Origin of the sequence: Achromobacter aloeverae (genome assembly GCF_004121055.1) — a bacterium.
In the GTDB taxonomy this organism is placed as follows: Bacteria; Pseudomonadota; Gammaproteobacteria; order Burkholderiales; family Burkholderiaceae_B; genus Bordetella_C; species Bordetella_C aloeverae.
In genome coordinates this window covers 348,046-364,572 of sequence record NZ_PYAL01000001.1, presented here as the reverse complement: position 1 = coordinate 364,572, position 16,527 = coordinate 348,046, and the positions used below count along the sequence as shown (strand labels likewise).

Sequence of the window (16,527 nt, the reverse complement as noted above, 5' to 3'; positions counted from 1 at the left end):
AGATCAGGTGGGGACTTTGCGCAGCATTTCGGTGCCGGTCAGGCCGGAGGCGATCTCGCGCAGGGCGGTCACGGTGGGCTTGTCCTTGCTGTCCAGGCGCGGCGCATGGCCCTGCGCCAGTTCGCGCGCACGGTACGTGGCGGCCAGGGTCAACGTGAAACGGTTGGGAATCTGGTTCAGACAATCTTCAACGGTAATACGGGCCATGAGTCACCTGGGGCTGGCAATGCGTGGAAACAATGAAAACCGCGTCGCTCGTGAGGGCGTAACGCGGCAGTCGGGCGTCTTTTTTAGTGTGGCGCTGAAATGCCTAATTGCGAGAACAACTGGGCATGTCGGACGGCTTGCGATGAAAATCGCAAGCGGGCCGCGCTGACGATTTGCACAAGTTGCAGCAAGGCCACGCTAAATTCTTGATTAATAATAACATATTCGCACTCGGGCGCGTGCGCGATTTCCCCGCCGGCGGCCAGCAGGCGGCGGGCGATGACCTGCGGCTCGTCCTGGCCGCGTGCCTTCAGGCGCGCTTCCAGTTCCTCGATGGAGGGGGGCAGGATGAAGATCCCGATGGCCGAGGGAAAGCGCTGACGCACCTGGCGCGCGCCCTGCCAGTCGATTTCCAGCAGCACGTCGCGGCCCAGCCGCGTGGCTTCGTCGATGCGGTCGCGCGGCGTGCCATAGTAATTGCCATGCACTTCCGCCCATTCCAGCAGCGCGTCCTGGTCGCGCAGGCGCATGAATTCGTCCTGCGAGACGAAGCGGTATTCGCGTCCGTCGGCTTCGCCGGGACGCGGCGCGCGGGTGGTGCAGGAAATGGACAGGCTGATGGACGGGTCCTGCTTGAGCAGGGCGCTGACCAGGCTGGATTTGCCGGCGCCGCTGGGCGCGACAACCATGAAGACGTTGCCGTAGGTAGGAGACATGGCGATAGGGGAGCGGGGTGTGCCGAGACGCGAAGGATACCAAATCGCCTTTCGGGGGAGTAGGATCGCGCAATCTTCCAAGGAGGCTTTGAATGCAAGCGAATAACGGGCGGGGCAGCGGCAAGGTGGCGGTGGTGACGGGAGCGGGCAGCGGCATCGGCCGCGCCGTGGCGCTGCAACTGCTGGCCGAGGGCTACCAGGTGGTGCTGGCCGGACGCCGGGCCGATGCGCTGGAGGAAACGCGCGTGGCCGCCGGCGCGGCGGCGGCGCGGGCCATCGCGGTGCCCACCGACGTCTGCGTGGAAGCCTCCGTGCGGGATCTGTTCGAGCTGGTCCAGGCCCGTTGCGGCCGCCTGGACGTGCTGTTCAACAATGCCGGACGAGGTGCGCCGGCGGTGCCCATCGAGGACTTGCCGGTGGATGTCTGGCGCAGCGTGGTCGACACCAACCTGACGGGCATGTTCCTGTGCGCGCAGGCGGCCATCCGCATCATGAAGGCGCAGCAGCCGCAGGGCGGGCGCATCATCAACAACGGTTCGATCTCCGCCCACGCGCCGCGTCCCTATTCGATCGCCTACACGTCGACCAAGCATGCGGTCACGGGGCTGACCAAATCGATTTCGCTGGATACGCGGCAGTACAACATCGCCTGCGGCCAGATCGATATCGGCAATGCCGCCACGGAAATGACCGACCGGATGGTCAAGGGCGTCCTGCAGCCGGACCACACCACGCGCGCCGAACCGCGCATGGACGTGCAGCACGTGGCCAATGCGGTAGCCTCCATGGCCGCGCTGCCGCTGGACGCCAACGTGCAGTTCATGACCATCATGGCGACCAACATGCCTTTCCTCGGGCGAGGCTAGGCGGGAACGGCCGCTTGTTGGTCGGCGGGCCCCCGGCCCAAAAGAAAAAGTCCGATTTCGATGAAATCGGACCTTCTCTTCACGGGCACCAGGGATGGGGCGTCGCGGGCTGCGCCCCTTCGGGGCCCGCGCTCCGCGCGGTTCCATCTAAAGAACCCAAACCAGATCGAGGGCACCGCGGAGCCGGCTTTGCCGGTCCGCCAGTGCCGCCCCCCTTGGGGGGGCCGCGCTCCGCGCGGTAGGGGGGGTACTTTTATTTATTCGCCAGATGGACTTGCGGCGTCTCGGCCGGCTTCAGGTAGCGACGGGCGCCGTTGAAGTGCTTGGCCCAGTAGCTGGCATCCAGGTCGTCGATACGCACGCTGGAACCGCTGGTCGGCGCATGCACGAACTGGTTGTCGCCGATATAGATGCCGACATGGGACGTGCGGTAGCTGACCACCTTGCGGGCTTTCTTGCCCTTGCCCTTGCGGGAGGTGGTGGTGCTGCCGAAGAAGACCAGGTCGCCCGGCTGCAGTTGCGCGACGCTGATGGGCTTGCCTTCATCGCGTTGGGAGGCCGCGTGATGCGGCAGCGCGACCCCGGCGACTTCCTTGTAGACGTAGGCCACCAGGCCGCTGCAGTCGAAACCGCCGTCCGAGCCATCGCCGCCCCAGCTGTAGGGCGTGCCGATCGCGTCCAGGCCCGCTTCGACGACGCGGTCGCGCAGGGTGGGGACGGTGGGAATGTTATTCGGGGACAGACCCTGAAGATTACCGAGCGCGTCGGTAACGATCATCGCATTGGCGGCGGCGGGCATCGCGGCCAGGGCGGCGATGGATAGGCAGGCGGCGGTGAAAAGAGAGGGAAAAAATGCTCGTCTCGTCGGCGGCGTCATAACTTCACTTTGGAAAATGAGTGGTAATGGCGTGGCTTCAACAACGTTCAAGCCGGCGAAGGTACTGAATTCTGGGTACTGCTCAAGGGGGTACTGCTGGGGTACTGCCGGGGGTGCTGCCTGATACTGCAGAGGTACTCGAATGCTGCTGGGTACTCTGGAGAGCGCCCGGAGAGCGTACATACGCAGTCAGGCACGAGACGTGAATCGCGATGAATTCGGCCTATGCAGCCGATACGAGTTCACTAAGTGGGCGAATTATATACCAATGAAAGATTGTTACGCTTATATTCTTATTCTGCGTACTTCAGGGATTTCCCGCGTATGTTCTGACAAAAGGATGACAAAAAGGGGCCGGATTGTCATGAAAAACCCGAGCGCGGGTTAACCAATTTGTCAGATTGTTTCCGGCGCGCGTGTAATTCCTGCCATACACCGTGATCGGCGTGGGTATTTCCGGCCGATCCCCATAAATCGTCCCAGGCGCGCGTATTGGCGGCTAAGCGCCGCCAATAACGCCTGTACATAGCGCCCGGTTATATTGCAGCGTCTTGTTACCTAGAAGCTGGCGCGCAGCCCGACCATGACGGCCCGCCCGCCTTCCGGCGCCACGTCCCGCAGCACGGATGTCGCGTACCGGATTTCCTGATTGGTCAGGTTGATGCCGCGCACATACGCCAGCCACTGCGTCTGGCCCACCTTGAAGGCATAGCTGGCGTTGGCGTCCAGGCGGTAGTAGCCCGCGGTGGACGTATCGTCGTCCGGACGCCGGTGCTGGGCGAACGCCTTGGTGATGGACACGCCGGCGCCCCAGGGACCATAGGCGTAATCCAGCCCCATGCCCAGGCGCAGCGGCGGAATACGGGGCAGGGGTTCGCCGGTGTCGCTGTTGCGCGCGTGCGTGTAGTCGCCGGACAGGTTCAGGTCCAGCTTGTGGGCGCCGCGTTCCAGCACCCGCATGGTCGTGCTTGCCTCGAAACCGTAGAAGTCGGCGGGCGCGGCGCGGTAGACCGCCTGCGACAAGGCGTCATCCGTGTTCGCCGGCACGATGTTGCCGTCGTCGTCGGCGTACAGGCCGGTGTTCATTTCCGTGATGTAGTTGCGGAAGTGAGTGTAGAAGACGCCGAAGTTGCTCTTGTTGGGACCGTTTTCGTAGCGCAGGCCCAGGTCGCCGGAGAAGGAACGCTCCTTGTTCAGGTTCGGGTTGCCGATGAGGTATTGGCCAGTCGCCTCGTGCGGTCCGTTGGCGTAGAGCTCATAGAAGGTCGGCGCCCGCTCGGTGTAGGCGGCGTTGGCCGCGACGGACCAGCGGCTGTCCAGCTTGTAGATGGCGCCCAGCGCGAAGCTGGTGGCCGTGAAGTCGCGCTTGGAGGCATCCAGGAAGCGGTCGTTGCCGCCCGCTGATGGCGACAGGCGCGTGTACTCCACGCGGCCGCCCGCGCTTAGCGTCAGCCGGTCGTTTACTTTCCACTGCTCCAGGTCGAAGAGCGCGAAGTTGCTGGTGTCGGTGGAGGGCACCAGCGCCTCGTCGCCCAGCGCGGAGAAAGTGGTCTGGCTGATCTGCAGGCCCATCGATCCGCTGACCGGTCCGAAGTCGCGGTGGCGCGCTTCGATGCGGGCTTCGTAGCCGTGGTTCTTGAAGATCGTGCCGGTTTCGCCGTCGTCCACTTCCTTGTGCTGGTAGTCGGTATACGCGAAATCCGCTTTCAGGCTGCGGAAGAAACCGTCCAGGTCGCGGACCTCGCCGCTGGCGCCGAAGCGTTGCTGGCGCATCTTCAGGCGCACGCTGTCTTCGGCCACGGAGCCGTAGTCCGAGTCGTAGCCGCTATAGGACAAGCCGGCGTAAGCGCTATCGCCGGTCCAGGACATGCCTACGCCCCCGCCGTGCACGCTGCCGTCGCTGTTGGGCAGGCGATCGCGCGGGCCGTTGCCGGCATCGCCGTCCTGGCCGCGTATGTGGCTCGACCAGGCATAGCCGGGAATACGCAACTCGCTGGTGTTGCGGGTATAGGCGTCGGCGCGGATGGCGAACTTGCCATCGCCGCCTTCCACCTGCACGGCGCCGGTGCGATCGTTGTTGGCGCCGCCCCAGTCGCCCTGGGCGGTGCCGTGGATGCCGTTGACCGGGTCGGTGGGAATGCGGTCGTCGAGCACATTGACGACGCCGCCGACGGCGTTGCCGCCATACAGCAGGGCGGCCGGACCGCGGATGACTTCGATGCGGTCGGCGCTGATGGGGTCCATCGGCACCGCATGGTCGAACGATAGCGAGGACGCGTCGACCGAGCCCAGGCCGTTATTCATGATGCGGATGCGGTCGCCGTCCAGCCCGCGGATGATGGGGCGTCCGACCATGGGACCGTAGGTGGTGGTCGAGACGCCGGGCAGGCCATTGAGCGTCTGCCCCAGCGTGCCTTCGCGGCGCAGGTCGAGCTGCTTGCCCTCCAGTATGGACGACGGCGAGGTCAGCGCCTCGTTGCCGAGCGGGTTGCCGGTGATGATGACCGGCGCCAGGGTGGTGAAGGTGTCGTTGGAGGCGCCGGATGTGGACACGGGCGCTGACTGGCTGGCCTGGGCGGCATTGTCGCCGGCGGCGGGCGCCTGCTGCGCCCAGGTGCTGGGCGCGATGCAGCAAAGCGCCAGCGCAAGGGGCGTAAGCGGTGTCAGGGCAAGGCCGCCGGCGCGGCGGGAAGTCGACGACGAACGAGGAGAACGGCGCGCCGATGCGGCGCGCGCGGGGAAGGGCACGAAGGACATGCGTGGATCCGCGAGGTAAGAGTGACGGGCGTGACGCGGGCGCTTGCATGCCGCGCGCGGAGCGGCGGCGCGAGGCGCGGGCGTCAATAAGCGAAACGCAGGGGGCGAAACGCTGGAGGCGAAACGCAGAAGGTCAGGCGCTGGCGGGCAGCGCGCGCACTGGCGGCGGCGCGCGCGGCAGGATCCAGGGCGCGCGCGCGAGCAGGACGGGGCGCTGCGCGTGGTCGATGTGGGGGAGAAAGGTCGGCGGCGGCAGCGCCAGCAAGGGCGCCGGTGTCAGGACGTGGTCGAGGACCTGCCATTCGTCGCAAGTGTGGCAGTGGGCGTCGGCGCCACGGCCATCTTCGTCTCCCTTGCCGTCGGTGGCGGGATCAAGGGCGGCCGGGATGGCGGCTTGTACGCCCGGGCTCGCGCCGAGGACGCCGGAAGCCGCGGCCAGCACGCGTAGCGGCGCGGCGCCCAAGTGGGTGATGGCATGCAGCGTGGCCCCTACCGGTGTCAGCACCAGCATCAGCACCGCCCACGCCAGCAGCGCTGCGTGGCAGCGCGCGAGCTGGGGTGAACGATGGCTGTGGGGCTTCATGCGGGGTTGGTCTTCGCGCAGCGCGGCGCCTTGCGGCGATGAATTTTTCGTAATGATATATTATTTCAAATTCAATGTGTGGCCTGCGAGGCGGACAGAGTACAGCGCGTCGCAAAAACGCCCTCCAGGCGCGCTGTGCTCGAAAAAAACCACGCCCATGGGCGTGGTCGTCGGCGGGCGCAGTCCTAAAATGCTCGCGGGCTGGTGTCCTACCGGCTGCTCGCGCGGGTGTTCCCTCATGATTGTTCGTCCCAAGACTACCTGGTTCCTGATGCTGTTCGCCTGGCACGGGTCGGTGCTGCATCGCGTCCTTGCGCCGCTGCTCGTCAACTTCCTGCTGGGCGTGCTGGCGGTGTGGGGCTCCTCACATGCCTCGCATTTCTTCCCGCACTTGAATCCCGTGCCGTTTTCCCTGATTGGCGTGGCGTTGGCGATCTTCGTCAGCTTTCGCAATAACGCCTGCTACTCGCGCTATTGGGAAGCCCGCACGCTGTGGGGCGGCATGAAGAACCAGGCGCGCGATTTCGCGCGCTTCGTGATTACGGTTCCGGACCTGCACAAGGACGACCCGCAGGTCGCGCGCGTGCTGAACCTGATGGTGGCTTTCATCTATGCGCTCAAGCACCAGCTGCGCGACACCGATCCGCGGCCCAGCCTGGTGCGCCTGCTCGATGAGAACGAGGTCGACCAGATCCTGCGCCGCGACTGCCGGCCGCAGTACGTGCTGGAATGCCTGCAGCGGCAACTGGTCGCCTGGCACCGGCAAGGTCGCTATGGCGACATCATGCTGGAGTCGGGACTGCGCAAGCTGGATGCCTTGAATGCCGTGCTCGGCGGCTGCGAGCGCATCCGCGGCACGCCCTTGCCTTATGCCTACGACGTGCTGCTGCATCGCACGACCTATTTCTATTGCGCGCTGCTGCCGTTCGGCCTGATCGGCAGCATAGGCCTGGCAACGCCGGTGATCTCCGTGTTCATCGCGTACGCCTTCCTGGCCTGGCACGCCATCGCCAGCGAGCTGGAGGATCCGTTCGGCGAGGAGCCCAACGACCTGGCGCTGACGTCGATGTCCATCGATGCGGAGCGCGCCGTACGCCAGGCGGTGGACGCGAAGGACATGCCGCCGCGCTTGATGCCGGATTTGAACTTCCGTTTGCGTTGAGCGGATTCGGCCCGCGAGCGGCGGCGCCAAGCGGCGGGCGGGATACGTTGCGTCCGTGTCTGCCGCCGTCCCGTGCCGTCAGGCGATTTCCAGTTCCGCCAACGGTCCATGCTGCTGGGCGCCGTAGACGTCGCGGTCGAAACTGGACCCGCTGCCGTTCGACCCCCAGCGGCGCGGCAGCGTGACCTTGATGGCGCGCACCCGATCGAAGGGAATGACGCGGACCTGCGCGGCCTCTATCCGATAGAGGGGCGCGATGTTGGCCGGCGTCAACATGCCGGACGCCAGTACGCGCCGGTAGGCGTCTTCCTGCTCGAACATGATGTCTATCGTGATTTGAAACGGACCGGCGTTCTTGCTGCGAAGAACGTCAGCCAGGGTTTGGAGCGTTGGCATGGCGTCAGACCTGTTCGTAGTCGATGGAGAACAAGGAGGTGTCGGCGTCGTTTACGTCCATCAGGTGATAGACGCTGAATTCGTAGACTTCGCCCGCGGCCGTGTCGGAGGGCGAGAAGGGGAAGGCCAGGTTGCCCGCCGTCGTCTTGCGGCCTTCAAAGGGGCAATGCAGGAAGGACGACCGCGCCAGGGACAGGACGTAGTTGGCGGTCAATTGGTCTGCCGCGACCACTTCGATCAGCACGCCCACTTCGCGCGGAGGGATGTGGCGCAGCGGCTCCAGGTCTCCCAGCACCGCGTCGCGACCGTAGTAGCGGAATTCGAGATTGAAGTGGCCGTCCGCGATGCCTTTGTGGAGGTTACGCCGGACCGCCGCGCGGACCGTGTCCGCGATGACGTCCAGGTTCTGGATAACCGCGGCGTCGCGCACGCCCGCGATGGTGAAGGCCCGGTATCCGAGCAGCCGGGCGCCTTCCAGCTTGATGCGATATCGCGGCGTGGGAATGAATTTCGATCCATGGACCCGCACCGTCTGGCGGTCGACCTGTTCGAATTCGGCCTCGGACAGGTCCACGCGGCCCTCGGGCTCGTGGATGGTCAGCGGGTCCCCTTGTTCGTACATGGTGTGGGCCGCCACCGAATCGGGCGTGCAGATACGGTTTTCCGCCAGTGGCCGGACCAGGAAGTGGTCCTTCCGGATGACGCCCAGCAGGCTGTCGTTCGGCGCCAGCGGAATGCCGCACTGGGCGCCGCATTCCATGATCTTCGCCATGTGCAGCGCCAGCCCGGGATCGTAGCCGCGGGCGATGGGCAGCGCGGCATAGATGGCCGTGTCGCAGGACCGGCCCGCCAGGACGACGTCGGCGCCGGCGGCCAGCGCGCGGGCAAAGGGCTCGGTGCCCATTTGGCCCACGATGCGCGCGCTGCCCATGACGGCGTCCTCGGTCAAGGGCGGGACATCGTCCATCGGCGTGATCGCTCCGTCGCGCAAGGCATCGCGCACCCGCGTCTTGTTGATTTCGGCATGGATCGTGGCGAGCTTGAAATGCAGGCCTTCCTCGCGAGCGATCCCCACGAGGATCTCGCGCACCCATTGCAGATTGGGTTCTCCGCCAGCCATGCCGGCCGAGCCGATGACCAGCGGAACCCGCGCCGCGCGGGCACGGATCAACGCCTGTCCCAGGTCGCGTCGGACCTGCTCGCGCTTGACCAACGCAGTGCCCGACCCAAGATAATAAGGACCGGCGTCGGTGGAGCCGGCGTCGCCGCCTACCATCGCCGGCGCCAGGGCCAACCCGGCCTCCAGGCTCTTGACTTCGTAGCCGTAGCCAAGGCATCCATTAAGGGCCACGATTTTCAACTCTTCCATGCGTTCTCCATGATGTGGGGCGGACTCGCGAGCACGCGCTGTCCGCGCGCTATTCGAGGCGAATACCGGTCTTTTGCAGGAAGTCCGTCCAGAAGACCGACTCCTTGGAAATGAAGGCCGCGGTCTGGTCCGGGCCCAGCGGCATCGGCTCGAACCCCAGCGTTTTCAACTGTTGCAGCATCTTGGGCGTGCCCAGCGCGGCTTGCGCGGAGGCGTCGAGCTTGGCGACGACGCTGTCCGGCGTGCCGGCGGGCGCCATCAGGGCAAACCAGGAATAGGAGGTGAAGCCTGGATAGCCGCCTTCGATCACCGTGGGGACGTCGGGCAGCTCCGGGGTCCGGGTCTCCGAGGTGACGGCCAGCGCGCGCAACTTGCCGCCTCGGATCAGCGGTAGCGCCGCCGCCGTGGTCTCGGCGGAAAAGAGCGTGACGCCGGCGGCGACGTCGGACAGCGATTGGGCCGATCCTTTGTACGGAACATGCGTGGCGTGCGCGCCGACCGTCCGCACGAAGCGCTCGCCGGTCAGGTGCACGATGGTTCCCATGCCGGAGCTGGCGTAGGTGGCGTTGCCCGCCTTCAGGCGCGCCGCCAGCGCTTGCAGGGTCTGGGGGGCTTGCGGTGTGTTCGCCGTCACGATGACGAAGGCGGACCGGGCCAGGCCGCGGATGGCGCGGAAGTCCTTTTCGACCTTGTAGCGGGCGTTGCTGTTGAGCAGCGGATTGGTCAGGAGGGTGCTGGTCGTGCCGGTGGTCAGAGTGTAGCCGTCGGGGTTGGCGCGGGCCACGTAGTCGGTGCCCAGGATGCCGCCGCCGCCCGGCCGGTTCTCCACGATGATGCTCTGTCCCAGCGGACCTTCCATGGAATGCGCGAGCAGGCGCGACAGCGCGTCGCTGCCGGTACCCGGCGCAAAGGCGACGATTAGGTGCACCGGTTGGTCGGGGTAGGGCGCCGCGGCCACGGGTCCGGCGGCGGCCGCCGTCAGCACGCAAGCCCACAGGCGATGCAATAGCCTTGTTTTCATGTCTCCTCCTTGGGGGCGGTCCGTTGTTTTTGTCTGGTCATTCAAATGTACGGACAGCTTAGTCTACGGTAAGATTTCGCCTATCGTCAAGACAGGAAAAAACCTCGATGTCGTCTGTTTCCAGCCCGCGGCAGTCCCGCTACGCGGTGATCGCGTCCGCGATAGCGGCCGATATCGAGAGCGGCCGCTATCCCGTCGGGGAGACCTTGCCCGCCGAGGCGGAGTTGATGAAGCAATTCGGTGTCAGCCGCCACACAGTGCGCGAAGCGCTGCGAGAACTGAAAGCGCGGGGCTTGCTGTCCTCGCATTCGGGTATCGGCACGCGCGTGCGCGCCAGTTCGGGAGACCAGCGTTTCATCCACGGCGTGAGCACGATCCAGGATCTGCTGCAGGTCGTCGAGGCGACTTATCTGCAGGTGACCGATACGCGCGAGCTCATTGCCGACGAAGCATGGGCGGCGTTGCTGCGCTGTGCCTGTGGGCAGCATTGGACGGAAGTGAGGACGCTGCGCATGGTGCGGGGCGACTCCGTGCCCATTGCCCTGGTCTGCGCCTATATTCCGCCTGTCTACAGCGCGGTGGTCGAAGATATCGAGGCGTCGACGCAGCCGATCTTTTCCATGATCGAGCAGCGTTATGGCGTGCGTGTGGTGGAGATCCGGCAGGAGGTGACGGCCGTCACCCTGGACGAGGCACAGGCGGCAATGCTGCAGTCATGCGTCGGCGCATCCGCATTGAAGATCGTGCGTCATCACCTGGATGCGCAGGACAAGGTCGCGCAGGCCAGTATCGGTATCTATCCGACCGAGCGGTCCAGCTACGTCACCAGCTTTCGCGTGCAGCGCGGGCTGGCGCCCGGGGGAGTGTAGCGGGGCGTGCCGACGGGGCGACGCCAGTGTCGCCCCGTGGTCCGCCCCCCCCGTGGTCCGCCCTTGACGCGCGACGCTGCCGTCAGCGCACCGGCCAGCCGTACATCAGGCCGCCTTCCTTATAGGAAGCGTTCAGGCCGCGCGGCAGCTTCAGCGCGCTTTCCTGGCCCACGTTCCTTTCGAAGCTTTCGCCGTAGTTGCCGATGGTCTTGATGATGTTGTAGGCCCATTTATCGTCCAGGCCCAGGTTCTTGCCCATGCCGGGAGTCACGCCCAGCAGCCGCTGCACGTTGGGATTGGTGCTCTTGAGCATTTCATCGACGTTCTTGGATGTAATGCCGTATTCCTCGGCTTCGAGCATGGCGAACATGGTCCAGCGGACCAGGTTGAACCATTGCTCGTCGCCCTGGCGCACCATCGGGCCCAGCGGTTCCTTGGAGAAGTTCTCCGGCAGGATGTCGTAGCTCTGCGGGTTTTGCAGCGTGCTGCGCGCGCCGGCCAGTTGCGACTTGTCGCCGGTGAAGGCGTCGCAGCGGCCCACCACGAACGCACGTACGATTTCGTCCATGGTGTCGACCACGACGGGCTTGAAGGTGATGTTCTGCGCGCGGAACCAGTCGGCCAGGTTCAATTCCGTGGTGGTGCCGGGCTGCACGCAGATGGTGGCGCCGCCCAGTTCCCTGGCGCTTTTCACGCCCAGGGACTTGTTCACCATGATGCCCTGGCTGTCGTAGTAGTTCACGCCGACGCCGATCAGGCCCAGGGTGGTGTCACGCGCCATCGTGAGCGTCGTGTTGCGGGGCAGCACGTCGACCTCGCCGGATTGCAGTGCGGTGAAGCGTTGCAACGCGCTGACGACCTGGATCTTGGCCTTGTTGACGTCGTTGAAGATGGCGACGGCCAGGGCGCGGCACAGGTCCACGTCCAGCCCCTTGAATCCGCCCTTGCCGTCGGCGATGGAGAAGCCCGCGACGCCGGTGGACACGCCGCATTGCACAAAACCCTTGGTTTTCACGGCGTCGAAGGTTACGCCGGCATGGGCGGCCCAGGAGGAGAGGGACAGGGTGGCTCCCGCCGCCAGCAACTTGAGTTGTTTTTTCATTTATTTGTCGCGCGATCTGGCGCTTGGCTGTGAGGGTGCGAAAGGGTAGCAAATTTCCGGGGGGATGGGCGTACTGGTTTTTTCGCGCGGACGGTGCCGATGGCCTGGACTTCCGGACCGCCGTAGCGCTAGCTCGCGCCGGCGCGTCTGTTATTGCTGGCCAACTCGATAACAAAGTCGAGGAAGGCCCTGGTCTTTGCCGGCACGTGATGCCGCGACGGGTAGTAGGCGTAGAAGGGATACCGCTCGTCTGCCCATTCGGGAAACAGGTTGACCAGTCGACCCTCGGCAATCAGATGCTCGGCGCCAAGGAGCAGCATCTGTGCAATGCCCGAACCGGCAAGGCATGCATTGAGAAGTGCGCCGGGATCGTTGACCGTGAGGCGACCTCGCGTGTCGACCAAAATGCGTTTTCGCCTGCGATGGAATTCCCAGGTGAACGGCTTGCCCGTCTCCGGATTACGAAATTCAAGACATCTGTGTTTTCCGCTCCCGAGTTCTTCCGGTTTGGCCGGGCGGCCCCAACGGGCGATATACGATGGCGCCGCGACCGTCACGATGCCGCTATCGAGCAGTTTTCGCGCGATCAGGGTGGATGTCCTGGGCTCGCCGAACCGTAGCGCGAGGTCGAAGCCGTCCATGACGAGGTCCCCCAGGCTGTCGCGCGCGATGAACTCGATTTCGAGCTCCGGGTGCGCGTCCATGAACGCATTGAGCGGACCGCCGAGAATGATCCGGTAGAAAACGGGATCCAGATTGACTCTCAGTTTTCCGCGCACAGCGGACGCATCGCCCGCCGCGGCGGCGGCGGCTTCTTCCAGCCCCGCGAGGTGGGGCATGACGCGCTCGTAGAATCGGCGGCCTTCTTCCGTCAGGGATACGGAGCGTGTCGTTCGATTGAAGAGCCGGATCTTCAATTTCTTTTCCAGCCTTGCAATCGCCCGGCTGACGCCTGGCGGCGACATTCCTAGCACTTCTGAAGCGGCGGCGAACGTCCCTGCGTCGACGACCGCGGCAAACACGCTGATGCCGCCGGATAGCTTCTCGCTACTGTATTTCATGGTTGCGCTCGTGCTCGTAATAGGAATGATGGATCGCAAGTGACTTGGGAGCGCACGGCGTCGCAACTGACGGCCATACCGCGCACCGGTCCAATATGCCTGATTAGTGATTCGGTGTCACTTATCTAGTTCTATCAATGTCATTTCGTTCTTAGTGGCAGCGCCACAGAATGCGCTTGTCGAAACTGGAACACGGCGCGGTACCGACGGCCCCGAGTGCGGTTTTACGACGGTATGCAGCGCGCCCGATCGCGTGGCCGCGCTGCTTCGGTACGAAATCACTTTATTTATCCAGGCAAGGAGAATGAACAATGTTTGCGATTACAGGAATCACGGGCAAGGTCGGCGGCGCGGTTGCTCGCCGCCTTCTCGCGGCAGGTCAACCGGTGCGCGCCGTTGTGCGCGACGTGACACGGGCGGGCCCGTGGGCCGAGCGTGGCTGCGAACTCGCGATTGCTCGCATGGAAGACGCTGCGTCGCTCACCGCGGCGTTCGCGGGCGCAAAAGGCGTTTTCATCCTGCCTCCGTCCGAGTTCGACCCGGCGCCTGGATTTCCCGAGGCGCGGGCGGTGATAGCCGCGGTGTCGAACGCGATTGAACAGGCAAGGCCTGAAAAAGTGGTCTGCCTGTCGACGATCGGAGCCCAAGCGCGGGAAAGCAATCTGCTCACCCAGCGTACATTGATGGAGCAGGCATTGCGCGAGATGCCGGTGCCGGTGACTTTCCTGCGGCCCGGATGGTTCATGGAAAACGCGGCATGGGACGTGGCGTCCGCGCGTGACGATGGTGTGATCGCCAGTTACTTGCTGCCCCTCGACAAACCCGTACCGATGGTCGCCACCGCGGACGTCGGGCGAGTTGCGGCCGAACTGCTGTTGCAGGGTGGGAGCGGCGTGCGCACTGTGGAGCTCGAAGGCCCGCGCCGGGTGTCGCCCAACGATCTCGCGTCGACTTTCGCCCGCGTACTCGGCCGCCCCGTCCGCGCGGAGGCTGTCGACAGGCAGGACTGGGAAGCGCTGTTCCGCTCGCAAGGCATGAAATATCCGCTGCCGCGCATGCGCATGCTGGATGGATTCAACGAAGGGTGGATCGAATTCGAAGGGCAGCCCGATGAAATCGTCCGGGGGGATGTCGAGCTTGAGACGGTGTTGCGCCAGCTTGTGTCGTGTCCTGCCTGAACGACGGCGGTCGGGCGACGCGGATATCAAGGCGTCGCCTCACCATTGCCCTAGGGTGTCGTACACAACGAGTAGGATGAAATATTGCATGCCGGATAGAGCCGGCCTTGCGTTTGCGTATGGACGTTCGCGATTGGCAGTTGGCGACAGCGGTCGTTCATGATGGTTTGCAACTAGCCAGGAGCCCACATTTCTTAAGAATGGATGGTTTGTTCCGTTAAATAAAATAGATATGGATTTTGGGAGACCATTCTTGAGCGAACAGCTCGCCAAGCCTCGCGATGAGGTTAATTTGGAAGTAGAAAAACTTTATATTGAAAAGGAGAAATTGAAGCTCGCCAAAAAGGGATGGTGGCTTGATGTCATGGGGAAGGTAGGAATTCCGGCTTCTGTACTTGTTCTGTCCGCGGTGACTTACTATTCCGGGAGCGAGATGGCTGAAACCAGGCTCCAGTTCGAGAAAGACGTAGCGCAGAGCGAATTATTGCGAAAGGATAAGGAACTCTTTCTCAGGAGCAACGATTCGCAGCGGGCCTCCAAACGGCTGCAAAGTGAATTCGTGGAGAAACACCAAGACCTGATCCTTTCCGGAAATGCTGAAGACCGGAAACGGCTCGAACAATACGTACAAATCGCTTTCGAACAGGACGAACAGGTCTCGGTCCTTGCTCGAATCGAGCATCTCCGAATTTCTGCACGAGGGACAGAATCAAAAGAAGAAAGTATTTCATCTCAAATGGGACAAGGCAGAGCACTACAGACATCAAATTATGTCGAACGAGGTCAGGCGGCCGTTAGGGATAGAAAATTCGACGACGCAGTCATCGCGTTTAGGTTGTACCTGAACGGAAATCCAAATGATGCCCTAGTTTGGAACTACCTTTCCTATGCGCAAATGCGTGCAGGACAGTTTAGAGATGCGCGACAAAGCATATCGACCGCAATTTATCACCAGCCGAGCGACTACAAGACTAGACAACTAATTTCGATCAATGCAGCGAAAATTCTGTGCTCAGCGGGGGATGTCGATGAGGGCATAAGCTACATCAACACCGCAGCTCAAGTCGTCCCTGGATTGACGGAAGTCGCGCGCAAGGATGGCGAGCTTCGCAGTCGATGTGCGGGCGGCTCTGCGCGCCTTCCTTAGATTTGGTTAGCAATCATTGGGGCAGTCGACAATGATCGAGTTGGTAGATTACGCCACAACTCGGCTCGAACGACGGACTGTCCGCGAGACGCTTTTAGGAATCTATTTCGCTGGATGTCGACTTGAGCACTTGGCTGCTTTCGGCCAATTTGAGGCAGTCGGCGCCGACGCTCGGATCGTGGACAATGTCACAGGAAAAGCTTCTTTCAACCGGCGCTACAGGCATGTGCCCTCGACTACGAGCGGTGAGTGCCCTTTACTTTATATAGCAGAGCGATGAGCTACGACCTACTCTTCACATTCCCCAAGCCCACTCAGCGAAGTGTTGTTGAAAAATACTTCGCGAGTCGCCCGCACTATCAGATCAATGGCTCGGTGGTCTATCAAAACCAAGACACGGGTGTGTACTTTGTATTCGAGTTTCGACCCGACACGGACAATCAGGATCAGCTTGTTGGCGCCTCCCTGAACGTCAACTATTTCCGCCCCCACATATTTGGTCTTGAGGCAGAGCCGGAAGTTCAAGCATTCGTGAAGTGCTTTCAGCCTAGCATCGAAGATCCGCAAATGAATGGCATGGGCGAAGGACCGTACACGCCGGACAGATTTCTCGCAGGATGGAACGCCGGAAACGCATTCGCTTATGAATCCATTACGTCGCAGCAAGAGGGTCCGTTTCTGTCTTACCCAAAAGCGAAGCTTGAGGCCGCTTGGCGGTGGAATCGCGCGAAGTCGGCGACGCAGCAGAGCTGTGGCGACATGCTTTTCGTGCCCAGTATTCTGTTTGTGATGGTGGATGGCCAGCTTCAGTCCGCAGTCGTGTGGGGGGACGGCATTCCAACGCTTATGCCGAAGACAGACACAGTGATAGTGGTTAGAGATAAACTCGCCCCCAAGCCCTTGTTTCGTTCGCGAGTGAAGGACATTTGCATCGTGGCGCCAGACGGCCTGGACGCCCTCCTTGGCCCGTTTGTCGAGAAGGGCTACGCGATGCCGGTCCGCATGCCTACTTACGAGATGCCTTCAAGAGATATCGCCAGGTTTTTCGGTAACCTGCCGCCATTCGCGGGTCAGTTGCAAGTCGTGTCAGTCGATCAGGTACTGACTCAAGACTTGCTCAAGGAGGTTCGTTGATTCCGGCGCAAGACGCGGCTTTTTAGGTGCGGTAACCAACGCTGTTGAGCGGTCGATGAATGACCACTTACGGTCCATTCGG

Annotated in this window: 16 protein-coding genes; 6 read left to right on the top strand and 10 right to left on the bottom strand. The window is 63.0% G+C overall.

From position 1 onward, the window contains the following. Positions 1–3: 3 nt before the first annotated feature. Complete coding sequence (gene rpoZ, locus C7R54_RS01610; protein WP_094853940.1) at positions 4–207, bottom strand: DNA-directed RNA polymerase subunit omega; 204 nt, start codon at positions 205–207, stop codon at positions 4–6. 83 nt (positions 208–290) lie between these two features. Continuing rightward, a complete protein-coding gene (gene gmk, locus C7R54_RS01605) occupies positions 291–923 on the bottom strand; it encodes a guanylate kinase (RefSeq protein WP_129148444.1) in 633 nt (210 codons plus the stop codon). Between the two features lie 92 nt (positions 924–1,015). Between gmk and C7R54_RS01600 the strand changes: the two genes are divergently transcribed. After that, positions 1,016–1,789: an SDR family oxidoreductase gene (locus tag C7R54_RS01600; protein WP_129148443.1), complete on the top strand. Its 774-nt coding sequence runs from the start codon at positions 1,016–1,018 to the stop codon at positions 1,787–1,789. A gap of 253 nt (positions 1,790–2,042) precedes the next feature. Here the strand turns inward: C7R54_RS01600 and C7R54_RS01595 are convergent, their stop codons facing one another. The 3 genes from C7R54_RS01595 to C7R54_RS28780 all read right to left on the bottom strand — a co-directional run bounded on the left by C7R54_RS01595 (position 2,043) and on the right by C7R54_RS28780 (position 6,006). Next, positions 2,043–2,666, bottom strand: a complete 624-nt coding sequence (locus tag C7R54_RS01595; RefSeq protein ID WP_129148442.1) for a C40 family peptidase — start codon at positions 2,664–2,666, stop codon at positions 2,043–2,045. 558 nt (positions 2,667–3,224) lie between these two features. Next, entirely contained in the window at positions 3,225–5,423 is a 2,199-nt protein-coding gene (locus C7R54_RS01590; RefSeq protein ID WP_129148441.1) for a TonB-dependent receptor, read from the bottom strand. A gap of 133 nt (positions 5,424–5,556) precedes the next feature. Then, positions 5,557–6,006: a hypothetical protein gene (locus C7R54_RS28780; RefSeq protein ID WP_158021124.1), complete on the bottom strand. Its 450-nt coding sequence runs from the start codon at positions 6,004–6,006 to the stop codon at positions 5,557–5,559. A gap of 238 nt (positions 6,007–6,244) precedes the next feature. Here C7R54_RS28780 and C7R54_RS28775 point away from each other — a divergent pair, with 238 nt between their 5' ends. Beyond that, entirely contained in the window at positions 6,245–7,168 is a 924-nt protein-coding gene (locus C7R54_RS28775; protein WP_158021123.1) for a bestrophin family protein, read from the top strand. A 78-nt stretch (positions 7,169–7,246) separates the two neighbouring features. Here C7R54_RS28775 and C7R54_RS01580 read toward each other — a convergent pair whose 3' ends face one another. Genes C7R54_RS01580 through C7R54_RS01570 form a run of 3 tightly spaced genes read right to left on the bottom strand, consistent with a single transcriptional unit; the run spans position 7,247 to position 9,954 of the window. Continuing rightward, the gene (locus C7R54_RS01580; RefSeq protein WP_129148439.1) at positions 7,247–7,564 is read right to left on the bottom strand and encodes a DUF4387 domain-containing protein; all 318 of its coding nucleotides are present in this window, start codon (positions 7,562–7,564) and stop codon (positions 7,247–7,249) included. 4 nt (positions 7,565–7,568) lie between these two features. Then, entirely contained in the window at positions 7,569–8,933 is a 1,365-nt protein-coding gene (locus tag C7R54_RS01575) for an acyclic terpene utilization AtuA family protein (RefSeq protein ID WP_129148438.1), read from the bottom strand. Positions 8,934–8,982: 49 nt separating this feature from the next. Continuing rightward, positions 8,983–9,954 carry a Bug family tripartite tricarboxylate transporter substrate binding protein gene (locus C7R54_RS01570; RefSeq protein ID WP_129148437.1) on the bottom strand — a complete coding sequence of 324 codons (972 nt, stop codon included), beginning with the start codon at positions 9,952–9,954 and terminating at the stop codon, positions 8,983–8,985. A gap of 107 nt (positions 9,955–10,061) precedes the next feature. Between C7R54_RS01570 and C7R54_RS01565 the strand changes: the two genes are divergently transcribed. Next, on the top strand, positions 10,062–10,823 hold the full coding sequence (locus tag C7R54_RS01565; RefSeq protein WP_129148436.1) for a GntR family transcriptional regulator: 762 nt from the start codon (positions 10,062–10,064) through the stop codon (positions 10,821–10,823). A gap of 82 nt (positions 10,824–10,905) precedes the next feature. Here C7R54_RS01565 and C7R54_RS01560 read toward each other — a convergent pair whose 3' ends face one another. Next, positions 10,906–11,925: an amino acid ABC transporter substrate-binding protein gene (locus C7R54_RS01560; protein WP_129148435.1), complete on the bottom strand. Its 1,020-nt coding sequence runs from the start codon at positions 11,923–11,925 to the stop codon at positions 10,906–10,908. A gap of 128 nt (positions 11,926–12,053) precedes the next feature. Continuing rightward, entirely contained in the window at positions 12,054–12,986 is a 933-nt protein-coding gene (locus C7R54_RS01555) for a LysR family transcriptional regulator (protein ID WP_129148434.1), read from the bottom strand. A gap of 311 nt (positions 12,987–13,297) precedes the next feature. Between C7R54_RS01555 and C7R54_RS01550 the strand changes: the two genes are divergently transcribed. From C7R54_RS01550 to C7R54_RS01540, 3 genes are all read left to right on the top strand, one after another. Continuing rightward, the gene (locus tag C7R54_RS01550; RefSeq protein ID WP_129148433.1) at positions 13,298–14,164 is read left to right on the top strand and encodes an NmrA family NAD(P)-binding protein; all 867 of its coding nucleotides are present in this window, start codon (positions 13,298–13,300) and stop codon (positions 14,162–14,164) included. Positions 14,165–14,417: 253 nt separating this feature from the next. Next, complete coding sequence (locus C7R54_RS01545; RefSeq protein WP_158021122.1) at positions 14,418–15,311, top strand: tetratricopeptide repeat protein; 894 nt, start codon at positions 14,418–14,420, stop codon at positions 15,309–15,311. 276 nt (positions 15,312–15,587) lie between these two features. Beyond that, complete coding sequence (locus C7R54_RS01540; protein WP_129148431.1) at positions 15,588–16,445, top strand: hypothetical protein; 858 nt, start codon at positions 15,588–15,590, stop codon at positions 16,443–16,445. Positions 16,446–16,527 lie beyond the last annotated feature (82 nt).